We start from the raw sequence: 20618 nt of genomic DNA on the forward strand, positions 1-20618 counted from the left end.
GACGAAGGCGTACCAAGGTACGTCGAGCCTCCCGCAACGCCGCGGACACTCCGCCAAGTCAGTGCTGGCCGTAGACGTTGGTGTAGCGGTCGTTCAGCTTGTCGATGTCCGCCTGGTCGATCTCGATGATCTCACCCAGCTGACGGGCCGCCCACATCGTGTGCGCCACCTCCTCGGTCATCGCCGCAGCCTTCACCGCGCCCTCGGCATCCTTGCCGATCGTGAACGGACCATGGTTCTGCATGAGCACCGCCGGCGACTTCGGATACTTCTTCAGCGTCTCCACCACGCCCTCGCCGATCGCCTCCGAACCGATCAGACGGAACGGGCCCACCGGCACCGGGCCGCCGAACTCGTCGCCCATCATGGTCAGACCGCACGGAATGTTCTGGCCGGTCGCCGCCCACGCGGTGGCGTAGGTGGAGTGCGTGTGCACCACGCCGTACACGTCGGGCATGTGACGGTAGATGTAGGCGTGCGACGCGGTGTCGGAGCTGGGGGCCTCGGCGCCGTCGACCACGTTGCCGTCCAGATCGCACACCACCATGCTCGACGGGGTCAGGTACTCGTAGCGCAGGCCGGACGGCTTGATGACCATGAGGTCGGCGGTGTGCAGACGCTGTGACACGTTGCCCGCCGTCCACACCACCAGATTCCACTTGATCAGCTGCTCGTGCAGCGAAGCCACCACCTCGCGCACCTGCTTGACCTCGGCACGCACCTCGGGACCGTAATCAGCCAGAGTAGCCATAGTTGATTCCTTTCATATCGTTTCGTGTTTTCCACAGTTCATTCAGGCGCCCACCGACGAATTGCCGCCTGCGAGCGCCTGCCATCGACCGTCGTCGCCGGTCTGTGGTTATGCGGCGACCTTGAGCACGGGTTCCTGGACGATGCCGATCCTGTCGAAGAGCCCGTCGAAGTAGGCTTTGGCCTTCTTGACTTCGGCGATGGGGTCTTCGGCCTTGCTGGTCCACATTTCGATGGTGTAGCTGCCGTTGTAGCCGAGTCGGTTGAACAGGCGGAGCACGGCTTCGAAGTCAACGGTGCCGTCGCCGAAGGGTACTTCCTTGAATTGGCCGGGGAAGTCGGCGGTGACGGGTTTGGTGTCCTTGAGGTGCACGGCGACGATGCTGTCGATGTTCGCTTCGATTTCGCGGGCCACGTCGTTTTCGGGCCATGCGGTGAGGTTGCCGACGTCCGGGTATGCCTGGAGGAACGGGCTGTGGATCTGGGTTTTGAGGTATTCGATCTTGCTGAGTGAGTTGAGGAACGGATCGTCCATGCTTTCGATGGAGAGCATGACCATTTTCTTGGCGGCCATTTCCACGCAGGTGCGCAGGTTTTCGATGAACCATTCTCGGCTGGATTCGGTTTTGGGCTCGTAGTAGACGTCGTAGCCGGCCATCTGGATGTTGCGCACGCCGAGGTCGACGGCGAGATCGATGGCCTTGGCCATCATGTCGAGGGCTTTGGCTCGGATGGCGGGGTCTGCGGAGCCGAGGGGGAATCGGCGGTGTCCGGAGAGCATGAGGGTGTTGATGCGGCTGCCGGTCTTCCACATGGCGTTGCGGAAGTCGGCTCGTTCGCTTTCGGTCCAGTCGAGGCGGGCGAGACGTTCGTCGCTTTCGTCCACGGAGAATTCGAGGAAGTTGAAGCCGAGCTCGTGGACGAGATCGAAGGTTTCCTCCCAGGTCAGTCCTGTCGGCAGTGCTTTTTCATAGATGCCTACGGCGTTCATGGTCATGGTGAAGTCCTTGCTGTGTGAAATGCGGAATGAGAAGTCTGGAATGAGACGTGAAATGAGGTATGGGTTGAGGATGCCGCGGTGTGGATACGCGACGCGCGAGGCGGTGGACGGCGGGATCATGGTCCGGTTGAACCGTCGTCGTTCGACGGCGATGGTTCAACCGGATGTGCCGACGTCGTTGTCGGGACGGGACCGGTATGGGTTCCGTATGGCCTACAGGCTTTCGAGGTCCTTGCCCTTGGTCTCCTGGGCGAAGAGGTAGACGATCGCGCCGATGACCAGGCAGACGCCGAAGAAGGTGAATGCCGTGGTGATGACGGTGATGTCGATGTTCTGGGAGACAAAGTCGCCTCCGACGAGCATGCCCATGAAGGCGGGGCCGATGATCTTCGCGGTGGCGCCGATGCCGTAGCCGAGGCCGAGACCGGTGGATCTCACGTCGTTCGGGAACTGTTCGCCGCCGAAGGCGTTGAGGATGCCGAACACACCGTCCGCGAACGTCATGATGATGAGCACGGCGATGTAGAACTGCCAGCCGGAGTCGTGGAAGAACGCGGCGTAGAAGCAGCCGCCCGCGCCGATGATGCCGAAGATGAACATGGTCCAGCGGCGACCAATCACGTCGGCGAGCCAGGCGGAGCCGAAGAGGCCGATGCAGTCGGCGACGGAGACGCCCATGAACAGGTAGGCGACCATCTGGGTGGAGAAGCCGAAGGCGTCCTTCATGAGGGTCTGTCCCCAGGATTGGATGGCGAAGCCTCCCATGATGAAGCAGAACGAACCGACGCTGACGATGATCAGCGAGCGCAGGTGCTTGCTGAACAGCACCGAGTAGCTGACCTTCTGCTGCTGTTCGACGACGGGCAGTGCGCCGACCTGTTCCACGGGGATCTCCATGGCCCAGGCGAGGGCTTCGCGGGCTTTGTCGTCCTGGCCTTTGGTCTGGTAGAAGCGCGGGGATTCGGGGACGACGTGCAGCCAGAAGAGCAGGAGGACGGGCACGGCACCGAGGGCGAGGAGGATTCGCCAGTGTTCGCCGATGGCGCTTTGGGCGACGGAGCCGAGCAGCAGGCCGAGGGGGATGAATACGGATGCGAGTCCGGCGAGCATGCCGCGATGCTTGGTGGGGACGAATTCCTGGACGTATGGGATGGAGGTGATGTTGAGTCCGCCGACGCCGATGCCCACGCCCACGCGGAGGAGTGCGAGCAGCACCCATGCGCGGTCGGGCAGGAATACGGAGAGGATGGTGAACACGACGAAGCAGATCACGCACCATTGGAAGGCGTGTTTGCGGCCGAACCGGTCGGCGAGCCGGCCCCACATGATGGATCCGATGACGGTGCCGAGGCCCGAGCAGGCGAGGATGACGCCGGCCTCCATGCCGGTGAGATGCCATGCGCTGGTAAGCAGGGAGACGACGAATCCGACGAGGAACATGTCGAAGAATTCGGAGATGTTGCCGGCGATGACGAGGCCGATGATGCTTTTCTGGTGTCCGCTCAGCGGCCGGGAGTCGATCTGCTCGTATGCGGTCATGCCTGTGGGTGCGGGCGTCGTTGCCATGGTGTTGGACATGATGTGCGTTCCTTCCGTCTGCGGTCAGCGGTCGATGTCGGTGCCGAGCGGGATGTCGAGTTCGCCGGGGCGCACTCGCGTCAAGTCGCCCTTGTGGGTGAGCGCCACCTTGGAGGCGTACTGTCCCCACTTGACGCCGTCGCGGATGTTGCCGGAAAGGTATCCGTGGATGGTGGCGGAGACGAAGGAGTCTCCGGCGCCCGGACGGTCGATGACGTTCACGGGGGTGGTGTGGTAGGGGTAGAAACCTTCGTCGCCTCGCAGGTACGGGCCTGCGGTATGGTTCGTGGAGACGATGTACTTGCATCCGAAACGGTTCTTGAGCTCGGCGGTGACCTCTTCGGGACTGCCGGTGATGCCGAACACCTTCTCCGCGTCGGCGATGGAACAGAACAGCACTGAAGCCTCCTTGGCGATGGGCTCCAGAATCTCCCTGGCCTTCTCGCCACTCCACAGCTTACGCCGGAAGTTGACATCGAGGATCACCTCGACTCCGCGTCGCACGGCTTCGTCGGCCGCGTATCGCACGACTTCGGCGGTGATGTCGGTGAGTGCCGCGGTGATGCCGGTGAGGAAGATGACCTTGGTGTCGAGGATCTCATCCCAGTCGTAGTCGTCGATGCCGGTGGCGCGGAAGGTGGTCCATTCACGGTCGTAGATCACATTGGCGGGCATCGGGTATTCGCCGGGTTCCATGAAGTACAGTGCGGTGCGTCCTCCGGGACGGCGGACCATGGTGTCCATGTGGACGCCGACGGAACGGTATTCGGAGAGGATGTAGTCGCCGAGGTCCCCTTCGGGCAGGGAGCTGGTCCACAGGGTTTCGCGTCCGAGCTGGCTGAGCAGTCCGGCGACGTTGGCTTCGGAGCAGGCTGGGTTCATGTGCACGGAGCGGGTGAACATCAGCCGTTCGCCGCGTTCGACGGTGAATCGGATCTGTCCTTCGCCGATGGTGGAAAGGTCGTACTTGGGTTCGCGGGTGGTCATGGCGCACTTCCTTGTGACTATAATCGTCGTGAGAATTCTTTTGGATGAGGATTTTCGTCGTGGGCGTTCCCGGGCAGGGGGACGCCCACGTTGCGTTTGAGTCAGGTTCCGTGGCTTCGTGGCGGAATCGGCATGGGGAGAGGGTAACGGCCTGTTCGGCCGTAGTGGTTCCGGACGCCCGACGGCGGACGTCCGGAACGTTGGTCATCGGGGCCAGACGGCGGCGATGGTGTTCTTGAGTTCGGTGGCTGCGGCGAGCGGATCGTCGGCCTTGACGATGCCTCGTCCGGAGATGATCACGCCGACCGGGGCTCCTTCGAAGAAGGGGATGTCCTTCACGTTCACGCCGCCGGTGACGGTGACGGTGAAGCCCATGTCGTGAAGCTCCTTGATGCGTTCCACGTCGTCGGGACTCCACTTGAGGACTCCGGCCACCTCCGCGTCGCGGGAACGGTGGACGATCACATGCTTGGCGCCGAGCTTCTTCCACTGGCGGGCCTTGTCGGCATCGTAGTCCTCGCCGAGTTCGATCTGCACTTCACCGCCGAACTCGTCGGCGACCTTGACGACCTGCTCCACGGTGGTCATCGACGCGCCGGCCACCACCGACACCCAGTTCGCTCCGGCTTCGAAGCAGTTGCGGGCGATCAGAGCGCCGGCCTCGGCGATGCGCACGTCGGCCAGGATCGTCTTGTCCGGGTACAGTGCGCGGATCTCGCGCACTGCCCGCAGGCCTTCGGCGATGATGAGGATCGTGCCGCATTCGATCACGTCGATCTGGTCGATCGCCGCGTTGAGGGGGCGCAGTGCGCTCGGCATGTCGGTGGTGTCGAGCGCGATCTGCAGACGGGGCTGAGCGAGTTTCTCCTCGGTCATCGTAGGTCAGCCTTCCTTCTTGAAGGTGAAGAACTGCTGGGCGTTCTTCATGAGCAGCTTGTCGATGTACTCGCGGTCGAAGCCTTCGTCGACCATGCGCGGGCCGTCGACGGCCGGGTTGTAGTCCACGCCGGAGGTGGCGCCGTAGGCCTTCTGGTAGCCGCGCTTGCCGGAATCGGTGCCCAGCAGGATACGGTCGGCGAAACCGTCCTCGTAGAAGGCGCGCAGCTCCATCATGCGGTTGGAGTCGGGCTGGTACTTGATGCGGTTGGTGCCGTCGATCTCCAAGTACACGCCGAGCTTGAGGATCTGCTCGAGATAGTACACGTCGGCGTTGCGCTGGATGTGGCCGATGGCGATCTGATCGGCCGGAACGCCCAGCTCGAGGAATCCTTCGGCCTGTTCGAGACCGCAGGTGCCGTACGTGGTGTGGGTGTTGATCGGGCAGCCGGTCTCAATGGCGGCGATGGCGGCCGCCTCCATGCACTTGCGCTCGAAGGGGGTGATCTTGCCGTAGGCGGTGCCCACCTTGATCACACCGGCCTTGTAGGGGGTGCGCTCAACGATCGGGCCGGAATAGTCGTTCTTGTCGATGCCCTCGCGAATGTCGGCGATGACCAGTTCGGCCACCTTGTCCACGTCGTAGCGGTTGATCCAGTGGGACTGGGTCTCCAGGTAGACGTGTTCACGGTGGAAGCCGGTGGCGGCGATGACCTGCAGTCCGTCGACGGCCTTGGTGACCTCGGCCAGCTTGTTCAGGTCACGTCCGCAGTTGATCGGGCACATGTCGACCACGGTGCCGCCGTTGGGGCTCCACTTCTTGGAGGCTTCGGCGAAGTAGCCGCCCTCCTCGATGGCCTTCTCCACCGAGTCGAGCTGGTGGTCGCCGTCGATGTAGACCTCGCCCGCGCCGACGCGGATCAGATGGTCGTGGCAGTCGACCACACCGAGGGTGCTGGGATCGACGTCTCCGAAGATGGTGCGTGCGAATGACATGATGGTACTCCTTTGTCCTTGGTGGTTTTCCTTGGTGTCGTCCTTGGCGTTGACAATTCATAATCTACGGGCGACACGCCGGGCGTTCCAGCCCCTCCATGAACACTTGTGCGAGAGAACCATCGTTCACGACGTTAATATTCCCTCAACCCTTACTGTCCATTGAAAAACCAGCTACTCAAAACCGTTGCGACACTACCGACGACGGTGATAGCATGAACATATGTTCAATGACGACATGCTTATGGCGACTTCCAGCTCACGCAAACACATCGATCTGATCCTGAAGGTGGCGCGCAGCTACTATCTCGACAACATGACCCAGGCCGAGATCGCCCGTGACATCGGCTACTCCCGCCCCACCGTCTCGCGGCTGCTCAAGGAGTCCCGGGACTGCGGCATCGTACATATCTCCATCGGGCATGCACTGGAACGAATCCGCGTGCTTGAGGAGCGTCTGAAGAAGCGGTACGGGCTCAAATACGCTCGCGTGGCAGAGGTGGCCCCCGGTGAGGAGTCGAGGCAGATCGTCCCCAGATACGCCGCGGCGCTGTTCGCCGAGGTCTGCGCGCCGGACTCGCTGATCACCGTCTCCAACGGCGGCGCCGTGGCCGCCACCGTGCGCGAGGTGCCGGTGTGCGACTGGCCGAAGGCGAATGTGGCGCAGATGATCGGCACGCTCAGCCCGGAGAACACGATGACCGACTCCCCCGACATCTGCCGTCTGCTCGCCCAGCGGATCGGCGGCACGTTCACCACGCTGCCGGTGCCGATGATCCTGTCGAGCCCGGAACTGGCGGACGCCATGCGCAAGGAGCCGCAGATCGCCACGGCGTTGGCCCTCGGCGGCGGGGCCGACGTGGCCATCGTGGGCGTGGGCGCGGTCACCAAGGTAAGGTCCGGGCACATCTTCGACGCCTACATCGACCAGCGCAAGGCGGCCGATCTTCTGGAACACGGCGTGGTGGGCCACATCTGCGGCCATCACATCGACCGCGAGGGCAATCATGTGCTCACCGAACTGTGCCGACGCACGATCTCCATCGACATCGAACGGTTGAAGCGCATACCGCTGGTGATCGGCGTGGCGTGGGGGCCGTTGAAGGTTCCCGCCATCCGCGCGTGCCTGATCGGCGGACTGATCTCCGCGATGGTGACCGACCAGGCCACCGCCGAAGCCCTGCTGGAGTGACCATTCCGCGAATCCGACACGGCACGCGAAACACTCTCGGCTTTATGACGCGTAAGCTTACAACCCATATGCACGTTTCTCATCCCGTATCAGTGAGGTGGCAATGAAAGAGCTGGAAGACCGCATTCGCGAAGAAGGAACCGTCAAGGCAGGTGACGTGCTCAAGGTGGACACGTTCCTCAATCATCAGTGCGACGTGGCGTTGTTCGACCGCATGGGCGACGAATGGGCGAAGCATTTCGCCGGACGACCCGTCAACAAGATCCTGACGATCGAGGCGTCGGGCATCGGCATCGCCTGCGCGGCGGCCCGCCACTTCGGCAATGTTCCGGTGGTGTTCGCCAAGAAGGCCCAGTCGATCAATCTGGAGGGCGAACAGTACGTGACCACCATCTACTCGTTCACCAAGCAACGAGAATTCCCCGTGATCGTGGCGAAGAAGTTCCTTTCCGAAAACGACCATGTGCTGATCATCGACGACTTCCTCGCCAACGGCAAGGCGCTGGGAGGCCTGCTCGACATCTGCGACGCGGCCGGAGCCACCGTGGAGGGCATCGGCATCGCCGTGGAGAAGGGCTACATGGGTGGCGGGGACCGTCTGCGCGAACGCGGCTACGACGTCGATTCCCTGGCGATCGTCGAATCGATGGATCCGCAGACCGGCGACATCGAATTCCGCTCCTGAATCCGGACCTCCGTGTATTTTTACGGGGTGATCTCCCAAACGGTCGCGGCGAATCGGAAACAGACGGACGGCCGCCAGAGAGAACAGCACCATAAGAGAGAGCGACGCTACAAGAGCGAACAGAGAGGAACAGCGTTGAGCGCACAGGATAACGAGAGAACAACCGATAACGAGAGAACAACCGATAACGAGAGAACAACCGGCATTTCGGTCGAGGCGCTGACCTCGCTGAACGCGCCGGTATCGTTCTGGAAGGGCATTCCGTTCGGTTTGCAGCATGTGATGGCCATGTTCGTGGCGAATCTCGCCCCGATCTTCATCGTCGCCTCCGCGACGAAGATGACCGCCGAACAGTCGGCGGCCGTCATCCAATCCGGACTGCTGGTGGCCGGTCTGGGCACCTGTCTGCAGCTGTATGGCGCATGGCGAATCGGTTCCAAGCTGCCGATGGTCACCGGCATCTCGTTCACCTATGTGGCCGCGGCCGTAGCGATCTGCGCGGACAAGGGCTACGGTGCCGTGGTCGGAGCCGTCATGGTCGGCGGGCTGCTCGAACTGGTTCTGGGTCTTACCGCCCGCTACTGGCGCCGATTCGTGCCGCCGATCGTTTCGGCCATCGTGGTCACGTCGATCGGATTCTCCCTGCTCACCGTGGGCGCCACCAGCTTCGGCGGCGGCGACGGCGCCGAGGATTTCGGCAGCTGGCAGAATCTCACGCTCGGCCTGATCTCGCTGGTCGCGTGTCTCGCGTTCCAGCTGCTGATGAAGGGCACGGCCAAGCAGCTGTCCGTGCTGTTCGGTCTGATCGTGGGCTATGTGGCGGCCGTATGCATGGGCAAGGTAGACTTCTCCGGGTTCACGCATCTCGCCATCGTCTCCGTGCCTCAGTTCATGCCGTTCAGGCCCGAATTCGATTGGGGTGCGATCATCTCGCTCGGACTGCTGTACGTGGTCTCCTCGGTTGAGGTGCTCGGCGACACCGCGGCTCTGACCAAGGTCGGTCTCAACCGACTGCCCACCGAGCGTGAGACCGCGGGAGCCATCGCCGGTGACGGTCTGATCTCCTCGGTCTCCGGCCTGTTCGGATGCCTTCCGCTGACGAGCTTCGCGCAGAACATCGGACTGGTCGCCATGACCAAGGTCGTCAACCGCAAGGTGATCCTCTCCGGTGGTGTGATCCTGATCCTCGCCAGCTTCGTGCCCGCCATCGCCGAGGTGTTCAATTCGCTGCCGCAGGCCGTGCTCGGCGGCTGCACGATCATGATGTTCGGCAACATCATCCTTTCCGGATTCCAGATGATTTCCGAGGCCGGCTACTCGCAGCGCAACATCACCATCGCCGCGCTGTCGCTCACGATCGGCATCGGATTCACCCAGGTGAGCGACATCTTCGTGCACTTCCCGGCCCTGTTCCGCCAGATCTTCGCGTCGAACTGCATCGCAGTGGCCTTCGTGGTGGCGGTGATCCTCAATGCGGTGCTGCCGAGCGAGGACCACTTCCTCGCCGCACCCAAGGAATCCGCAGACGAGAGCAACGACGAGTCGGGGAACACGGAAGCCCTGCAGAACTGACGACCATCGTCTTCTCCTCTCCAATCCCCTTCGCCCAGTGCGATGGGGATTTTTTCATATCAGCCGTCACGAGAACACGGTCGCCACAAGGACACGGCGAATGGCAAAACCCGGCAAACGGTTCGCGTCATATGCCGATCAGACGGTTACTATGGGCCATGTACCCTTCGACCGGCCGCGTATGGCCACCGACGACCATTGCCGGTTTGAAGACCGTATACGACAAAGGAGTTATGGAATGGACATCAGGAAAGTCGTCGTCGCGGGCGGCGGAGTGCTGGGAAGCCAGATCGCCTATCAGTGCGCCTACAAGGGATTCGACGTGACGGTGTGGCTGCGCAGCGAGGCGTCGATCGGTCGCGCGAAGCCGAAGTTCGACCGTCTGCTCGGCATCTATCTGGAAACGTTGGAGGCCATGAAGACCAATCCTGCGGCGTACTGCCGCGGACTCGCCGCGAAGGATGCGACCGACGAGCAGATCGACGAGCTCAAGGCCCGGGCGCAGCAGGCCCACGACGATATCGTATACACCACGAGCTACGAGGAGGCCGCCGCCGACGCCGATCTGGTGATCGAATCGATCTCCGAGAACCCGCAGGACAAGATCGTCTTCTACACCGAGATGGCGAAGCATCTGCCGGACAAGGCGATCATCGTCACGAACTCCTCGACGATGCTGCCCAGCGCGTTCGCGGAGTACACGGGGCGTCCGGAACGGTATCTGGCCCTCCATTTCGCCAATGAGATCTGGCGCAACAACACAGCCGAGATCATGGGACACACCGGCACCGACCCGAACGTATACGATATTGTGGTGGATTTCGCCGAGCGGATCGGCATGATTCCGCTCAAACTCCACAAGGAGCAGCCGGGCTACATCCTCAACAGCCTGCTGGTGCCGTTCCTCAGCGCCGCCGAAGGACTGCTGGCCACCGACGTGGCGGACGTGGAGACCATCGACAAGACCTGGATGCTGGCGACGGGAGCGCCTTTGGGACCGTTCCGCATTCTCGACGTCGTAGGGCTCACCACCGCATACAACATCGGTTTGCTGGATCCGCGCTCCAAGGATCCGAACACCGTGCAGGGCAAGGTGGCGGCACTGCTGAAGTCGTACATCGACGAAGGCAAGACCGGCATCAACGCCGGTGAGGGGTTCTACAAGTACGGCAAGTGACGTCATTGCGGCGGCGGTGATGATCGCCGTACATCCGATCACTGCGCATACAATTACTGCGCATACGAAAAGGGTCACGGTTTTCGCACCGTGACCCTTCTGCTTATTCCCTTTTACGGGACGCTCTCCGTTGCGGGAAAAGCCGCGCGACGGTCGTCAGACGATCATCACTGGGCGGTGACCGCGGTCAGCGCCACGGTGTTGATGATGTCCTCGACGTTGGCGCCGCGGGACAGATCGTTCACCGGCTTGTTCAGACCCTGCAGCACCGGGCCGATGGCCAGGGCGCCGGAGGAACGCTGAACGGCCTTGTAACCGATGTTGCCCGCACACAGGTCGGGGAACACGAACACGTTGACATGACCGGCGACGTCGTTGCCCTTGGCCTTGGTGGCGGCCACGACCGGCGACCAGGCGGCGTCGAACTGGATGGAACCGACGACGTCAAGGTCGGGGGCGTTCTGCTTGACAAGGGAGGTGGCCTCCTCGACCAGATCCACATCCGGGCCCTTGCCGGAGCCGAGGGTGGAGTACGACAGCATGCCGACCTTGGGGTCGATGCCGAAGGACTTTGCGGTCTCGGCGGACTGGATGGCGATCTCGGCCAGCTGCTCGGCGTTCGGGTTGAGGTTGATGGCGCAGTCGGCGAACACGGCGACGTGATCCTTGAAGCACATGAGGAACGCGCCGGAGACGAGCTTCTGACCGGGCTTGGTCTTGATGACCTGCAGGGCCGGGCGCACGGTGTTGGCGGTGGAGTGGATCGAACCGGAGACAAGACCGTCGGCCTTGCCGAGCACGACCAGCATGGTGCCGAAGTAGCTGGCGTCGGTCAGCTGCTTGCGGGCCTGCTCCGGGGTCATGCCCTTCTTGGCGCGAAGCTCGCACAGCTTCTCGGTCATCGGGGCGAGGACCTCCTCGTCGTTCATGGACTGGAAGCTGGCCTTCTCGAGGGAGTTGAGGCCGAGCTCCTTGCCGCGGGCGAGGATCTGATCCTTCTCGCCGACGATGATCAGGTTGACGATGTCACGCTCGAGCAGGTAGTCGGCAGCCTTGATGATGCGGTCCTCTTCGCCTTCGGGCAGGACGATGGTCTTCTTGGCGGCCTTGGCCTTGTTGAGCAGATCGGTCTGGAAGGCGTACGGGGTGGTGGGCTGGTCGAAGCTCTGGTTCAGAGCGGCGAGCACCTGAGCGGCGGGAGCGTGGGACTCGAAGTCGGCGAGGGAGGCTTCGGCCTCCTCCTTGGTGCCGCAGTCGTGGGCCGGAACGGTCCACACCGGGGCCGGGTATTCGGAGAGGGCTTCCTTGACTTCCTCCGACTTGTCGTCGGCGACGCCGGTGACGAACACGCCGGCAACGGTCTGGCCTGCGTCCTTGACGCTCTTGGTGCAGGCGGCGACGGTGTCCTTCACCTGCTTGGCGTCACGGGAAAGCCCGCACACGGCCAGGAACACAGGAGCCTTGAGGTCAGCGGCGACGGCGGCGTTGAAGGAGAACGCCTCGGGGTCGAACACGCCGGACTTGTCGGTGCCGACCACGACGACGGCTTCGGGATCAACCTCGGCGACGGTGGCGGAGTACTTGCGAACGATGTCGCCGCGGGCGCCTTCCTTGTCCTCACGGGCGCTGCAGGGACACACGCCCACGGCCTGCTCGCGGCTCTGTCCCGCGGTGGCGGCTTCGAGCAGCACGTCAGTGAAGGTGTCCTTCTTGCAGACGGCGGGGCGGAACACGCCGGTCTTGTACTGGGAAGCAAGGGCGGAAACCACGCCGTAGGCGACGACGTTGCGGCCATTGGCGGCTTCCGGGCTGGCGATGTACACACTGGTAAGACTCACGGTCAAACTCCTTATGCATGTGGTCATCAGTCGTTTCGGACTGAGGTGCGGCAACATTGCATTGCAACCATTGATCATCTTAATTTCGCGCTTTGACCTTGCATGATTGTTGTCCATTGTTGCCATGTTTTGCCTATGAGATGCGCGCGATGCGTCGCCAGCCCGCAACATTGCGAGAACTGTCCGAAACGTTTGGAAATACTTGGAGAGACAGGAAAAGCTCTCCTCCGGAAATTCCGAAGGAGAGCTTCACGACGACCCGTTACGGGCCTATGCGCCGATCAGACTGTGATCAATCTCACTCGTTGTCGCCAGCGGTGGCGGCGGTGGCGGAGATGGCACCGGCCTTGTTGGCGTCGACGCCGTGCCACACCCAGTCGGTGTAGTCCGGGTGATCGTAGCCGTTGTCGACCGCGAACTGGAAGGCCTCGAGGCGGAAGTCCTCGAGCTTCTTGATCTCGTCGGCGTACTTGTCGGCGTCAACCATGCGCAGTGCCTCGGCGGTCAGCTCGTAGCGGTCGATGTTGTTCACGCGCACCATGTCGAACGGGGTGGTGGTGGAGCCCTGCTCCTCGTAGCCGTGGACGTTGAAGTTGTCGTGGTTCGGGCGATCGTAGATCAGACCACGCACGTCGTGGGCGTAGGAGTGGTAGGCGAACAGGACGGGCTTGTCGGCGGTGAAGAGCTCGGAGAACTCCTCGTCGGACAGAGCCTCGTCGTTGTCCTTGGCGGACTGCAGGCTCAGCAGATCAACCACGTTGACGACCTTGAACTTGATGCCCAGAGCGGACAGCTTGTCGGCCGCGGCCATGATCTCCTGGGTCGGCACGTCACCGGCGGAGGCCAGCACGACGTCGACGTCCTCGTTGGAATCCACGTTGGAGGCCCACTTCCACTCGGCGGCACCCTTCTCGAGCTCGGCGCGAGCCTCGTCGAGGGTCAGCCAGGTGGCGGCCGGCTGCTTGCCGGCGATGATGGCGTTGATCTTGTTGGTGGACTTGTAGCACTTCTCGCCCACGGCCAGCAGCATGTTGGCGTCGGCGGCGAAGTAGATGCCGATCACGTGATCGTTGTTGTAGCACTTGTTCAGCAGCAGGGAGGTCACACCCGGATCCTGGTGGGAGAAGCCGTTGTGATCCTGACGCCACACGTGGGAGGTGACGAGCAGGTTCATGGAGGCGATCGGCTTGCGCCACGGGATCTCGCGGACGGTGGCCTCAAGCCACTTGGCGTGCTGGTTGAGCATGGAGTCGATCACGTGCACGAAGGACTCGTAGGAGCTCCAGATGCCGTGGCGGCCGGTGAGCAGGTAGCCCTCCAGGAAGCCTTCCATCTGGTGCTCGGACAGCTGCTCGACGACCTGACCGGTGACGGCCATGTGCTCATCGACCTGCTCGGAGAGGTAGCCGGCGTCCCACTGTTTGTTGGTGACCTCGTAGGAGGCCTGCAGACGGTTGGAAGCGGTCTCGTCCGGTCCGAAGATGCGGAAGGAGTCCGGGTTGTTCTTGATGACGTCGCGGGTGTACACGCCGAGACGACGGGTGGCTTCGAGCTGACCCCAGCCGTGGCCGTACTTGGCGACTTCCTTGACCTCGTAGTTCTCGAGCTTCGGCAGCTTCAGATCCTCGCGGATGCGGCCGCCGTTGGCGTTCGGGTTCTCGCCGATGCGCAGCTCGCCCTGCGGCATGAACTTGGTGACCTCGGGACGGATGGCGCCCTTGTCGTCGAACAGCTCCTCCGGCTTGTAGGAGGAGAGCCACTTCTTGAGCACGTTGAAGTGCTCCTCGGTGTCGCGGGCGGAGGCCAGCGGCACCTGGTGGGAACGCCAGGAGCCCTCGGTCTTCTTGCCGTCGATGAACTTCGGGCAGGTCCAGCCCTTCGGGGTGCGGAAGATGATCATCGGGTAGAACGGACGGTGCACGTCGTCGGTGTTGGCCGTGGCCTTGATGTCGCAGATCTCGTCGAAGACGGTCTCGAACAGCTCGGCGAAGCGGCGGTGGATCGACAGGTGGTCCTCGTCGTCGAAGCCGGCGACGAACTCGTACGGCTCGTAGCCCATGCCGTGGAAGAACTCGTGCAGCTCCTCGTCGCTGATGCGGGAGAGGATCGTCGGGTTGGCGATCTTGTAGCCGTTGAGGTGCAGGATCGGCAGCACGATGCCGTCGGTGCGCGGGTTGACGAGCTTGTTGGACTGCCAGCCGGTGGCCAGCGGGCCGGTCTCGGCTTCGCCGTCGCCGACGATGCAGGGCACGAACAGGCTCGGGTTGTTCATCACGGCGCCGTAGGCGTGGGACAGAGCGTAACCCAGCTCGCCACCCTCATGGATGGAACCCGGGGTCTCCGGAGCGTAGTGGGAGGGGATGCCGCCCGGGTAGGAGAACTGGCGGAAGAACTTCTGCAGACCGGCTTCGTCCTTCGTGATCTTCGGGAAGTATTCGGTGTAGGTGCCGTCGATGTAGGACTGGGAGGTGCCGGCGGGGCCACCGTGGCCCGGTCCCATGATGATGACCGTGTTCTGCTGGTGGTCGGCGATCAGACGGTTGATGTGTCCGATGAGGAAGTTCAGGCCCGGGGTGGTGCCCCAGTGGCCGACCAGGCGGTGCTTCACATCCTCACGGGTGAAGGGCTCCTTCATCAGCGGGTTGCTGCGGAGGTAGATCTGGCCGATGGAAAGGTAGTTGGCGACTCGCCAATACTTGTCAACGGCTTCCAGGGTGTCCTCGGAAACGGGAGCGTTGAGCTTCTTCCAGGGGGTGCCAATAACAGGACTCGTCATGTGTACTCCTGTACTTCTGCACTGTATGTGCGATCGGTTATTTTCTCAGGACTGAATCCCTTGCGGCCCTTGAATTGGAACGTGCACAGGAACTCATTCCCAATCGTTTTTCACAGTAGGGGAATGATCGGACTTTGCCGATTGGGCATGTTCATTTCGATGTTCTTTTTTGTTAGAAAACTTTTCAAGATGGAGCGTTATTTGTTAGATACGAAAGTTCGAGAAAAGCCGGGAAGATGTTGGAAATGAACGTTTTCAGGTTGCCGACATTTGCCCTAAACGCAGGAAAACTATCACCCGGCAGTGCGCAAGCGCTGTTACAAATCGTCTGGCGTGTCGCCTTCGAAACCGGCATAATGCACGCCGAATGCCGCCGCTCACGCATTGAATATAAAGCCGTCTATCTTGTTTTCATATTGTTACATGTCGCAATCACCGGCCATAATCGACACATCAAAAACATCCCCGCAATTCCAATCAACCCGGGAGGATTATCCATGGCCAAAGGTCCGGTTCTCGTCGTCGATTTCGGCGCGCAGTACGCCCAGCTGATCGCACGCCGCGTACGCGAGGCGCACGTCTACTCCGAGCTGGTCCCCCATTCCATGCCCGTCGACGAGATCCTGGCGAAGGACCCCCAGGCGATCATTCTGTCGGGAGGCCCCGCATCCGTATTCGAACCGGGAGCCCCCGGCATCGACAGGAAGATCTTCGACGCCGGCATCCCCGTGCTGGGCATCTGCTACGGATTCCAGGTAATGGCCCATGAACTCGGCGGCGACGTGGACAAGGCCGCCCTCGGCGAATACGGCAAGACCCCGGCCACCATCACCGCGGCCGAAGGCATCCTCGAAGACTCCCCCGCCGAGCAGAACACCTGGATGAGCCACGGCGTGGCCGTCAACAAGGCCCCCGAGGGATTCAAGGTGCTCGCCCACACCGCCGGAGCGCCGGTGGCCGCCATGGCGGACGAATCACGTCGTCTCTACGGCGTGCAGTGGCATCCCGAGGTCAAGCACACGCCGCTCGGACAGCATGTCATCGAAAACTTCCTGCATCGCTGCGCCGGACTGCCGGACAATTGGAATTCCGCCAGCATCATCGAGGAGCAGGTGGCGAAGATCCGGGAACAGGTCGGAGACGCCGAAGTGATCTGCGGCCTGTCGGGAGGCGTCGATTCGGCGGTCGCCGCGGCCCTCGTGCACAAGGCCATCGGCGACCAGCTCACCTGCGTGTTCGTCGACCACGGTCTGCTGCGCAAGGGCGAGGTGGAACAGGTCAAGCACGACTTCGTCGCCGCCACCGGCATCCGACTCATCACCGTCGACGCCGCCGACGACTTCCTTGACGCACTCAAGGGCGTTTCCGAGCCCGAACGCAAGCGCAAGATCATCGGAGAGAAGTTCATCCGCACCTTCGAAAAGGCCCAGAGGCAGGTTCTCGAAGAGGCCGGAGCCCGCGGCAAGGAGGTCAGGTTCCTCGTGCAGGGCACGCTCTATCCCGACGTCGTCGAATCCGGCGGCGGCGACGGCGCGGCCAACATCAAGAGCCATCACAACGTCGGAGGCCTTCCCAAGGACCTCAAGTTCCAGCTCATCGAACCGCTGCGCACCCTCTTCAAGGATGAAGTTCGGGCCATTGGCACCGAGCTCGGTCTGCCCGACGAAATCGTGTGGCGCCAGCCCTTCCCCGGCCCCGGCCTCGGCATCCGCATCATCGGCGAGATCACCCGCGAACGTCTGGATCTGCTGCGCGAAGCCGACGCCATCGCCCGCGAGGAGCTCACCCGCGCCGGACTCGACAGGGACATCTGGCAGTGCCCGGTCGTCCTGCTCGCCGACGTCCACTCGGTCGGAGTCCAAGGCGACGAGCGCACCTACGGCTCCCCCATCGTGCTGCGACCCGTCAGCTCGGAGGACGCCATGACCGCCGACTGGTCCCGTCTACCCTACGACGTGCTCGCCAGAATCTCCACCCGCATCACCAATGAATGCCGGCAGATCAACCGCGTCGTGCTGGACTGCACTTCCAAGCCGCCGGCAACCATCGAATGGGAGTGAAATGCACTGATGGAGCGTATGCCGGCTTTCCAAGGCACTCGACGTACCCTTCGTACGCCTTCGGCCTCGGACGCCGGCCTCCGCACGCATCAGTGCATTTCACGACTGAACCGGAATAACGCAACGTCCGATGCGAGCCCCGGCATCATTGCGCGAGATCCCGCCACTGGCGGGATCTCGCGCAATGTAGCCACCGGAGAGTAATCTCTACCAAGGAAGTGGAGCACGACGCTCCCCGAACACAACAATGGAGGAAGCCCACAATGGCGAAAACCGTCCTTGTCATCAATTCCGGTTCCAGCTCGATCAAGTACCAGCTGGTGGACCTCGAAACCGGCGAAGGCATCGCGTCCGGCCTGGTCGAGAAGATCGGCGAGCCGATCGACGGCAACTACAAGCACGAGTACAAGGGTGAGAAGCACAAGCTCACCGAGCCGATCCACGACCACGAGCAGGGTCTGAAGCGTGTTCTCGGCTTCTTCAAGGAGTACGGCCCGGACCTCGACGAGTCCGGCATCATCGCCGTCGGCCACCGCGTGGTGCAGGGCGGTTCCATCTTCCCGAACCCGGCTCTGGTCAACGACAAGACCATCGGCAAGGTCAAGGATCTCGCCGTGCTCGCACCGCTGCACAACGGCCCCGAGGCCAAGGGCGCCGAAGTCATGCGCTCCCTGCTGCCCGACGTGCCGCAGGTCTTCGTGTTCGATTCCTCCTTCTTCTTCCAGCTGCCGAAGGAAGCCAGCACCTACGCCCTGAACAAGGAGATCGCCGACCGCTACCAGATCCGCCGCTACGGCGCGCACGGCACCTCCCACGAATTCGTCGGCTCCGTCGTTCCCAAGTTGATCGGCAAGCCCGCCGAAGGACTCAAGCAGATCGTGCTGCACATCGGCAACGGCGCCTCCGCCTCCGCCCAGATCTCCGGCAGGCCGATCGACACCTCCATGGGCCTCACCCCGCTTGAGGGTCTGGTCATGGGTGGCCGCACCGGCGACATCGATCCGGCCGTCGTGTTCCACCTGATCCGCAACGCCCACATGAACGTGGACGAGCTGGATGCCCTGTTCAACAAGCGTTCCGGCCTGACCGGCATGACCGGCTACGGCGATATGCGCGAAGTCATGCGTCTGGCCGACGAAGGCAACGAGGATGCCCAGCTGGCCCTCGACGTCTACGTGCACCGCATCGTGGCCTACATCGGCAACTACACCGCTCAGATGGGCGGCGTCGACGTGATCACCTTCACCGCCGGTGTCGGCGAGAACGCCTCCCCGATCCGCAAGAAGGTCATCGACCGTCTTGCCCCGTTCGGCGTCAAGCTCGACGAGGAGAAGAACAACGTTCACACCTCCGAACCGCGCATCATCTCCACGCCCGACAGCTCCGTGATCGTTGCCGTCTACCCGACCAACGAAGAGCTCGCCATCGCCCGCAAGTCCGCCAAGATCGCCGCCGAAGGCAAGGACTCCTACGGCAACGTGTTCACTCCCGCCGACTACAGCGAGTGAATCCGTTGTGATGGCGTTCGCTAGCGAGCGGATGCCATCACACTCCTAAACGGCACATACAACACGGCATCCCCTTCATATTCCAGACGGAACTTGAAGGGGATGCCGTTTTTCGTACATCAGCCGCGCCATCACACGCGGACTCCAGTACCACCAGCGAACAACAGGCCTGCCAGACTACCGCAGCATCGCCGTCCACAATCCCACGAAGTCGGGAATGGTTTTGCGCGTGGTGGCGACGTTCCTCACGAGAATGTCTTCGATACGCAGCCCAAGCATGGCCGCGAACGTCGCCATACGGTGATCGGCATACGTTTCCATCACCGCACCATGCAGTTGCGAGTCGGGAACCGGTTCAAAGGCCAGTCCGTCCTCCAGCTCACGGGCGTGACCGCCGACCCGTTCGATCTCGGTGACCAAAGCCTGCAGACGGTTCGTCTCATGACCTCGCAGATGCCCGATGCCGGTGAGCTCGGTGGGTGAATCGGCGAACACCAGCAGTGCGGCCAGCGACGGTGCGATCTCGCCGGCCGCTGAAAGATCGAATCGTCCAAGACCATGGATCCGTCCGTCACCGGTCACCGACAGCACTCTGATGCCATCGGTCTCCTCCACCGACACCCGTGCACCCATCCGCTCCAGATATCCGGGCAGCAGACCACCGGGCTGGGTGGTGGTTTCGGGCCAGTGCGGCACCCGCACCGTTCCACCGGCGATCAGCGCGGCACCGAGGAACGGAGCGGCATTGGAGAGGTCCGGCTCCACCACCACCCGGTCGGAAAGCTGCACCTCACCGTTCGCCACGGTCCACGTGGACCCGCTCATCGTCACCTGCGCACCGGCTGAATTCAGATCGGCCATGGTCATGCGAATATGCGGGAGACTCGGCAGATGCTCGCCGGTATGCGTCAAGGACAGGCCGTTCCTCATCCTTGGCGCGGCAAGCAGCAGACCGGAGATGAACTGGCTCGATCCGGAGGAATCGATGCGCACATCCCCTCCCCCGACCTCGTCCGGAGGCGTCATCGTGAACGGCAGATACCCCTTCTCCCCCTCGTAGTCGATGCGCACGCCAAGCTGCTCCAAACCGTCCAGCAACGGGCCCATCGGACGGTGGTATGCCTGCGCATCACCGTCGAAGCGCACCGGTCCATCGGCGTACAACGCCAATGCCGGGACGAATCGCATCACCGTGCCGGCAAGCCCGCAGAACACCGTGACACCGCCGTTGAAGGTCCCTGTGGCCGGGGGAATCACGGTCACCGTGGTCTCTTCAAGCTCGTCGACCTCACACCGTACGCCCAGGGATTCCAGAGCGCCCATCATCAGTTCGGTGTCCCGCGAGCGCAGCAGTCCCACCAAGGTGACCGGTCGTTTTCCCATGGCGGCGAGGATCAGGTATCGGTTCGATAGTGATTTGCTTCCCGGGATGGTGACCGTGGCGTCGAGCGGACCGGATGCCGGTGGGGCCGGCCATGGGTCGGCGGGGGCCTGTGTGCTGTTGCGCTGTTCCTGTAATGCGTTCATGGTGTCATGGTATCGCAGCGTTGGGGGATGGACCGGTTCGGTTTCATGTTGTCCGGCGCGGGTGTGCCAGCCGGAGATTCATCGTTACGATACCGT

At 62.5% G+C, this 20618-nt stretch carries 15 protein-coding genes; 6 read left to right on the forward strand and 9 right to left on the reverse strand.

Translation table 11 applies throughout. From position 1 onward, the window contains the following. Positions 1-58 precede the first annotated feature (58 nt). The 6 genes from Uis1B_RS10675 to Uis1B_RS10700 form a co-directional block, all read right to left on the reverse strand. Entirely contained in the window at positions 59-751 is a 693-nt protein-coding gene (locus Uis1B_RS10675) for an L-ribulose-5-phosphate 4-epimerase (protein WP_101618181.1), read from the reverse strand. Between the two features lie 108 nt (positions 752-859). Next, positions 860-1747: an L-ribulose-5-phosphate 3-epimerase gene (locus tag Uis1B_RS10680; protein WP_101618216.1), complete on the reverse strand. Its 888-nt coding sequence runs from the start codon at positions 1745-1747 to the stop codon at positions 860-862. 216 nt (positions 1748-1963) lie between these two features. Continuing rightward, positions 1964-3328: an MFS transporter gene (locus Uis1B_RS10685; protein ID WP_207763425.1), complete on the reverse strand. Its 1365-nt coding sequence runs from the start codon at positions 3326-3328 to the stop codon at positions 1964-1966. A 24-nt stretch (positions 3329-3352) separates the two neighbouring features. Then, complete coding sequence (locus Uis1B_RS10690) at positions 3353-4315, reverse strand: sugar kinase (protein ID WP_101618183.1); 963 nt, start codon at positions 4313-4315, stop codon at positions 3353-3355. A 204-nt stretch (positions 4316-4519) separates the two neighbouring features. Continuing rightward, positions 4520-5191 (reverse strand): 3-dehydro-L-gulonate-6-phosphate decarboxylase, encoded by a 672-nt coding sequence (locus Uis1B_RS10695; RefSeq protein WP_101618185.1) that lies wholly within the window; start codon positions 5189-5191, stop codon positions 4520-4522. A gap of 6 nt (positions 5192-5197) precedes the next feature. After that, positions 5198-6187 carry a phosphotriesterase family protein gene (locus Uis1B_RS10700; protein WP_101618186.1) on the reverse strand — a complete coding sequence of 330 codons (990 nt, stop codon included), beginning with the start codon at positions 6185-6187 and terminating at the stop codon, positions 5198-5200. A 238-nt stretch (positions 6188-6425) separates the two neighbouring features. Between Uis1B_RS10700 and Uis1B_RS10705 the strand changes: the two genes are divergently transcribed. From Uis1B_RS10705 to Uis1B_RS10720, 4 genes are all read left to right on the forward strand, one after another. Beyond that, complete coding sequence (locus Uis1B_RS10705; RefSeq protein WP_243390356.1) at positions 6426-7379, forward strand: sugar-binding transcriptional regulator; 954 nt, start codon at positions 6426-6428, stop codon at positions 7377-7379. A 103-nt stretch (positions 7380-7482) separates the two neighbouring features. Next, positions 7483-8064 (forward strand): xanthine phosphoribosyltransferase, encoded by a 582-nt coding sequence (locus Uis1B_RS10710; protein WP_101618190.1) that lies wholly within the window; start codon positions 7483-7485, stop codon positions 8062-8064. Between the two features lie 204 nt (positions 8065-8268). After that, complete coding sequence (locus tag Uis1B_RS10715; RefSeq protein ID WP_101618220.1) at positions 8269-9636, forward strand: nucleobase:cation symporter-2 family protein; 1368 nt, start codon at positions 8269-8271, stop codon at positions 9634-9636. 238 nt (positions 9637-9874) lie between these two features. Then, positions 9875-10813: a 3-hydroxyacyl-CoA dehydrogenase gene (locus Uis1B_RS10720; protein ID WP_101618191.1), complete on the forward strand. Its 939-nt coding sequence runs from the start codon at positions 9875-9877 to the stop codon at positions 10811-10813. A 167-nt stretch (positions 10814-10980) separates the two neighbouring features. Here the strand turns inward: Uis1B_RS10720 and pta are convergent, their stop codons facing one another. Together pta and Uis1B_RS10730 are read right to left on the reverse strand one after the other, a co-directional pair. Next, complete coding sequence (gene pta, locus Uis1B_RS10725; protein WP_101618222.1) at positions 10981-12678, reverse strand: phosphate acetyltransferase; 1698 nt, start codon at positions 12676-12678, stop codon at positions 10981-10983. Positions 12679-12949: 271 nt separating this feature from the next. Continuing rightward, a complete protein-coding gene (locus Uis1B_RS10730; protein ID WP_101618193.1) occupies positions 12950-15427 on the reverse strand; it encodes a phosphoketolase in 2478 nt (825 codons plus the stop codon). A 497-nt stretch (positions 15428-15924) separates the two neighbouring features. On the opposite strand from Uis1B_RS10730, the gene guaA reads away from it, so the two are divergent. Both guaA and Uis1B_RS10740 read left to right on the forward strand, forming a co-directional pair. Beyond that, positions 15925-17487, forward strand: coding sequence for a glutamine-hydrolyzing GMP synthase (gene guaA / locus Uis1B_RS10735; RefSeq protein ID WP_101618195.1), 1563 nt, complete (start codon positions 15925-15927; stop codon positions 17485-17487). Positions 17488-17750: 263 nt separating this feature from the next. Further along, entirely contained in the window at positions 17751-18995 is a 1245-nt protein-coding gene (locus Uis1B_RS10740) for an acetate/propionate family kinase (RefSeq protein ID WP_101618197.1), read from the forward strand. A gap of 177 nt (positions 18996-19172) precedes the next feature. On the opposite strand, the gene aroA is transcribed toward Uis1B_RS10740, so the two are convergent. Then, the gene (gene aroA, locus Uis1B_RS10745) at positions 19173-20522 is read right to left on the reverse strand and encodes a 3-phosphoshikimate 1-carboxyvinyltransferase (protein ID WP_101618199.1); all 1350 of its coding nucleotides are present in this window, start codon (positions 20520-20522) and stop codon (positions 19173-19175) included. Between the last annotated feature and the right edge of the window lie 96 nt (positions 20523-20618).

Source organism: Bifidobacterium margollesii, from assembly GCF_002860355.1.
GTDB lineage: Bacteria > Actinomycetota > Actinomycetes > Actinomycetales > Bifidobacteriaceae > Galliscardovia > Galliscardovia margollesii.

Excerpts from the sequence above, each read along its gene's own strand:
- Uis1B_RS10700 (WP_101618186.1), bottom strand. The coding sequence starts at position 6,187 with ATGTCATTCGCACGCACCATCTTCGGAGACGTCGATCCCAGCACCCTC.
- Uis1B_RS10690 (WP_101618183.1), bottom strand. The coding sequence starts at position 4,315 with ATGACCACCCGCGAACCCAAGTACGACCTTTCCACCATCGGCGAAGGA.
- Uis1B_RS10720 (WP_101618191.1), top strand. The coding sequence starts at position 9,875 with ATGGACATCAGGAAAGTCGTCGTCGCGGGCGGCGGAGTGCTGGGAAGC.
- Uis1B_RS10680 (WP_101618216.1), bottom strand. The coding sequence starts at position 1,747 with ATGACCATGAACGCCGTAGGCATCTATGAAAAAGCACTGCCGACAGGA.
- Uis1B_RS10730 (WP_101618193.1), bottom strand. The coding sequence starts at position 15,427 with ATGACGAGTCCTGTTATTGGCACCCCCTGGAAGAAGCTCAACGCTCCC.
- Uis1B_RS10710 (WP_101618190.1), top strand. The coding sequence starts at position 7,483 with ATGAAAGAGCTGGAAGACCGCATTCGCGAAGAAGGAACCGTCAAGGCA.
- aroA (WP_101618199.1), bottom strand. The coding sequence starts at position 20,522 with ATGAACGCATTACAGGAACAGCGCAACAGCACACAGGCCCCCGCCGAC.
- pta (WP_101618222.1), bottom strand. The coding sequence starts at position 12,678 with ATGACCACATGCATAAGGAGTTTGACCGTGAGTCTTACCAGTGTGTAC.
- guaA (WP_101618195.1), top strand. The coding sequence starts at position 15,925 with ATGGCCAAAGGTCCGGTTCTCGTCGTCGATTTCGGCGCGCAGTACGCC.
- Uis1B_RS10675 (WP_101618181.1), bottom strand. The coding sequence starts at position 751 with ATGGCTACTCTGGCTGATTACGGTCCCGAGGTGCGTGCCGAGGTCAAG.
- Uis1B_RS10740 (WP_101618197.1), top strand. The coding sequence starts at position 17,751 with ATGGCGAAAACCGTCCTTGTCATCAATTCCGGTTCCAGCTCGATCAAG.
- Uis1B_RS10695 (WP_101618185.1), bottom strand. The coding sequence starts at position 5,191 with ATGACCGAGGAGAAACTCGCTCAGCCCCGTCTGCAGATCGCGCTCGAC.
- Uis1B_RS10705 (WP_243390356.1), top strand. The coding sequence starts at position 6,426 with ATGCTTATGGCGACTTCCAGCTCACGCAAACACATCGATCTGATCCTG.
- Uis1B_RS10685 (WP_207763425.1), bottom strand. The coding sequence starts at position 3,328 with ATGTCCAACACCATGGCAACGACGCCCGCACCCACAGGCATGACCGCA.